Source organism: Methylobacterium sp. J-030 (assembly GCF_022829545.1).
Classification (GTDB): Bacteria; Pseudomonadota; Alphaproteobacteria; order Rhizobiales; family Beijerinckiaceae; genus Methylobacterium.
Map to the genome: position 1 here is coordinate 1 of NZ_JAKSYM010000362.1, position 5,051 is coordinate 5,051.

General features: G+C 63.0%; 2 protein-coding genes and 1 pseudogene. All 3 read left to right on the forward strand.

All coding sequences use genetic code 11. The annotated features are described in order from the left end of the window. The first annotated feature begins 1,003 nt into the window (after window positions 1-1,003). A complete protein-coding gene (locus tag MKK75_RS28485) occupies window positions 1,004-3,289 on the forward strand; it encodes an FdhF/YdeP family oxidoreductase (protein ID WP_244045850.1) in 2,286 nt (761 codons plus the stop codon). A 246-nt stretch (window positions 3,290-3,535) separates the two neighbouring features. Continuing rightward, window positions 3,536-4,316, forward strand: a pseudogene (locus tag MKK75_RS28490) (transposase); the annotation flags it as partial. Between the two features lie 378 nt (window positions 4,317-4,694). Further along, a partial coding sequence (locus tag MKK75_RS28495) for an alcohol dehydrogenase catalytic domain-containing protein (RefSeq protein ID WP_244045851.1) occupies window positions 4,695-5,051 on the forward strand: 357 nt, incomplete at its 3' end.

Sequence of the window (5,051 nt, forward strand, 5' to 3'; positions counted from 1 at the left end):
CCGAGGCCGAATGCCCCGAGATGCCCCAGGCCGCGCTGCGGCTGGATCACCCGGAGGCAACCTTCACCGCCGATCGACTGGTCGAGCGGGTCGTTGCACACTGTGCTTGCAACGATTGAGGGTCCCGTGCAGCTTGCCGCCTCCGGTACGGCTGCTTCTGGTCGTGAGCGAGCGCGATGGCAGCGTCTGCTTCTGTCAACTCCCACCCGAAAGCGGATCGGCAGAAACCCACCCATCTGAGACGTTCAGGCGGGCGCTTCGTGGTGGCAGTTGCTGGCCGAAAGCCGTCTGTCCGCTTCGGAGAAAATTTGCAGAAAAAGCGGACGTGTTCGACACACTGGAAGATGCCGCGAAGTGGATGCGGCAGAATTTGCAGAAGTAGGCGCGCCAAGAGGCTGAGGCTGGTTCGGCGACAGGTCTACGCCGCAGGTCTGGCGACACCCATTCATACTCTCCATCGGTAGGGACAAACCGGTCAGCAAATCGGCACTGCAGCACGGATGCGCCGAGATAGCGATGTTCCGTAACCGCGACAAAAATTAATGCCGCTCTCCAGCAGGCTCTCAGATTATATAATCCGCGAACGCATGAAAATAAACATGATGTCGTAAATAAAAACTATCTTACATTATTGTGTCGAAACGTCACGGAAGGGTAGATTTGTGGATTATCCGCGGTAATTCGCCTAAGATGGTATTCGATCACCAAGTTCCTTTCTTTGCGCGCTGCTGGTGCCTTGCTGCACCGTTCAACAACGGGGGACGGCTGGGCGCGCCTGCACGGCGTTCCGACGCATCCTGTCCCTCACCAAGCTCTGTCGTCCAATGTCATACCCCTGCGCGCGAGGGTCGGGCTGGGTACATCTCGCTCGTATTCTGCGCCACACAGAACTGAACCGCAGTAAATATTCCCTACCATCGCGCCCGTATCAAGCTTTTAAGAAATTATGCGCAGAAAATAACCGGCTTAATTATCGGTTCGGCGCACATTCTCGGAGATCGGAATGACAGATCCTATCACGATCAAGCCGTATAACAGTCCTGCCGGCGGCTGGGGTTCGGCGAAATCCCTCACCGAGATCCTGCTCCGCGAGCAGATCCCGCTGTCGGGCGCCTCGATGCTGATGCACCAGAACAAGCCCGATGGCTTCATGTGCGTGAGCTGCGCCTGGGCGAAACCGGCCAAGCCCGCGATGTTCGAGTATTGCGAGAACGGCGCAAAGGCCACAGCCTGGGAGGTAACCCGCAAGCGGATCACCACGGACTTCTTCTCGAAACATACCGTGACCGAACTAGAGACGTGGCGCGACTACGATCTCGAGGAAGAGGGGCGTCTCACCGAACCGATGCGTTGGGATGCCGCTAGCGACAAGTACGTCCCCGTGTCTTGGGAGGCGGCGTTCCGTGAAATCGGCGCCGAACTCAGGGCGGTCGAGCCGAAGGCGACCGTATTCTACGCCTCCGGTCGAGCGTCCCTGGAAGCCTCGTACATGTGGGGCCTCATGGCGCGTCTGTACGGGAATAACAACCTGCCCGACTCCTCCAATATGTGCCATGAATCGACGTCGGTCGCGTTACCCGAGAGTATCGGATCAACGGTCGGCACGGTGCTGCTGGACGATTTCGAGCATACCGACTGCATCCTGTTCTTCGGTCAGAACCCAGGCTCGAACGCGCCCCGGATGCTTCACCCGCTGCAGGAGGCGAGCAAGCGCGGGGTGCCGATCATCACATTCAATCCGTTCCGTGAGCGCGGGCTGGAAAGCTTCACCAACCCGCAGGCCCCTCTGGAGATGCTGACGCGGTCCGAGACGCGGATTTCGTCACAGTACCTTCAGGTCAAGGCGGGCGGCGATCTCGGGGCGATCTACGGGATCTGCAAGGCGCTGCTCGAAGCCGACGACGCGGCGCGCGAGACCGGCCCTCCGCGCCTGATCGACGTCGCGTTCATCGCCGAGCACACCGAAGGCTTCGAAGCCTTCGCCGCTTCCGTACGTGGAAAGGGCTGGGACGAGCTGGAGCGCCACTCCGGCCTGACGCGCGCCGCGCTGGAACAGGTGGCGCGGACCTATGCCAAATCCAAGGCCGCGATCGGCATCTACGGCATGGGCCTAACCCAGCACCGCATGGGCGTCGAGACGGTGCAGGTACTCGTCAACCTCCTGCTGCTGCGCGGCAACATCGGCCGTCCCGGCGCCGGCATCTGTCCGGTACGTGGCCATTCCAACGTCCAGGGCCAGCGCACGGTCGGCATCACCGAAAAGCCGGAGCTCGTCCCCTACGACAAGCTTAAAACCCTCTACGGCTTCGATCCGCCGAAGGAGACGGGGCTCAACACGGTCGAGGCCTGTGAGGCGATCATCGCCGGCTCGATCCGAGCGTTCGTGGCTCTCGGCGGCAATTTCATCCGCGCCGTTCCCGAGACGGCGATGATGGAGGCGGCCTGGAGGAAGTTACGCCTCACGGTTCAGATCTCGACCAAGCTCAACCGCAATCACCTCGTTCACGGCGAAATCGCCTACATCCTCCCCTGTCTCGGCCGGATCGAGATCGACCGCCAGCCCGGAGGTCGGCAGACGGTGACGATGGAGGATTCGACCGCCTGCATCCACGGTTCGAAAGGGTACGCCGAGCCAGCGAGCCCGCACCTCCTGTCCGAGCCGCGCATCGTCGCTGAAATCGCGAAGGCCACACTGCCGGTCAACCATTACATCGACTGGGATCGCTGGGGCGGGGATTACGCTAGCGTGCGCGATGCCATCGAGGCGACCTACCCGAATGAGTTCCAAGACTTCAACGCGCGGATGTGGACGCCGGGCGGCTTCCGTCGACCGATCCCCGCCGCCGAGCGGCAGTGGAAGACCGAGACCGGCCGGGCGAACTTCGTCACGCCGCGCGGCCTCTCGGCCAATCCCGACACCGAGCAGGACGACCCGAAGGTGATGCGGCTCATCACCATGCGCTCCAACGATCAGTTCAACACCACGATCTACGGCTACGACGACCGGTTCCGCGGCGTGAAGGGCACCCGGATGGTGCTGTTCATGAACCGGGCCGACATCAAGCGCTTGGGCTTGCGCGACGCGCAGACCGTCGATCTCGTTGGGGCCGCGAACGACGGCGTCGAGCGCGAGGTCACGGGCTTTCGAGTGCTGGCCTACGACATCCCGGAGGGCTGCCTCGGCGGCTACTACCCCGAGTGCAACCCTCTGATCCCGCTGTGGCATCACGCCGAGCGCAGCAAGGTCCCGGCCGCGAAGTCGGTGCCCGTTCGTGTGCGTGCCCGGTAGCCGCCATCGACCGAGCGGCGCCCGGGAGTGCGGGGGGGCCTCTGCTGGGACGCGGCGCACGAAAGGATCTACGAGATGCTCGGCATCCCCTCGGTCAGATCCCCGGTGCCCGGCGCGCCGCACGACCTGCATCTGTAGGACATGGCGAACTGCATCTGTGTCCTCACAATGGATGCTGTCTAGCAAACCAAAAGCGTAGGGGTGGACGCCCCCTGACGGCATCGATGTGCCAGAGTGGAAGAGCAGATGAAGGCGGCGCCAGACCGGCAGGTCTCGCTGACCGATCCCGATGCGCAATCGATGGCCACCAGCGGGCGTGGATTAGGGTTGGTGGGCTACAACGTCTAGGTGGCGGTCGAGACCGAGCATCATCTGATCGTCGCACACGCGGTCACCAATGCCCGCTCGGACCGGGCGCAGCTCACGGCATGGCTGCATGGGCCAAAGAGGCTCTGGAGGCGGACACGCTCGATGCAGTGGCCGACCGGGGTTACTGTTCCGGTGAACAGATCCTGGCCTGAGAACGTGCGGGCATCGCCGTGACGCTGCCCCGCCCGATGATCTCGGGTGCCAAGGCCGCTGGACGCTTCGGCAAGGAAGACTTCCTCTATCGTCGCCAGGACAACGCCTACCTGTGTCCGGCGGGTCAGACGCTGTCCTATCGGCACACCTCGGTCGAGAATGGTCTGACGCTGCATCGTTACTGGACGAACGTCTGCCCGACCTGCCCGATGAAGGCGGACTGCACGACGGGGAAGGAGCGCCGGGTGACACGGTGGGAGAACGAGGACGTGCTGGAGGCCGTGCAGCGCCGGTAGGCAGCGATCCGCTGGCCATGCGGGTCCGGCGCGAGACGGTCGAGCATCCCTTCGGCATGCTGAAGGCGCGGATGGGGGCGACGCACTTCCTGACCAAAACCCTGCCGCGCGTCGCGACCGAGATGGCGCTCCAGATCCTGGCCTACAATCTGACGCGGGTCCTCAACATCATGGGAAGCCACAATCTCTTGGTGGCGATCCCTGCCTGAGCGAAAGCCTCGGATCGCTCACTGAGGGGCCGATAGACCGTCCAAAGGCGCCTTCACTCAAACGGATCGTGGCTCGACCACAAAAGCTTGCTCCAAGCGATGGAAGGCCCGTTCTCGCACGACCGGGACGTCACCTGACGGCAGACGCCCATTCTCCGAGTTTTGACACGGCCTGGGTCGAAAGCAGCCCCGGCAGCGGGGGTGCCAAGCGTCAGATTTCCTCCATTGGATGAAAAATCCCACTGCTTCGCAACGGCCATCCGGAGGCGGAGAAGTTTCGCCCCCATCCGGATCAGGCACGCGCGTCGGACATTACCTCCGTGGTGGTAGCGGTGGGGGTCATCCTGTCGGCACACCCCGAACCAGGAGCGTCGCCGGATGAAAGCACTCACATGGCAGAGCCGAGGCAAGATCTCGTGCGAGACCGTGGCGGACCCGAAGATCGAGCACGGCCGTGACGTCATCATCAAGGTGACTGCCTGCGCGATCTGCGGATCCGACCTCCACCTCATGGGCGGGTTCATGCCGACGATGGAGTGTGGCGACGTCCTTGGGCACGAGACGATGGGCGAGGTCATCGAGGTCGGGCGCGAAAACCGGAAGCTCAAGGTCGGCGACCGCATCGTGGTGCCCTTCACCATCTGCTGCGGCGAGTGCCGGCAGTGCAAGTGGGGCAACTGGAGTTGCTGCGAGCGCACCAACCCGAACGGCAAGCTCCAGGCCGAGACCTACGGC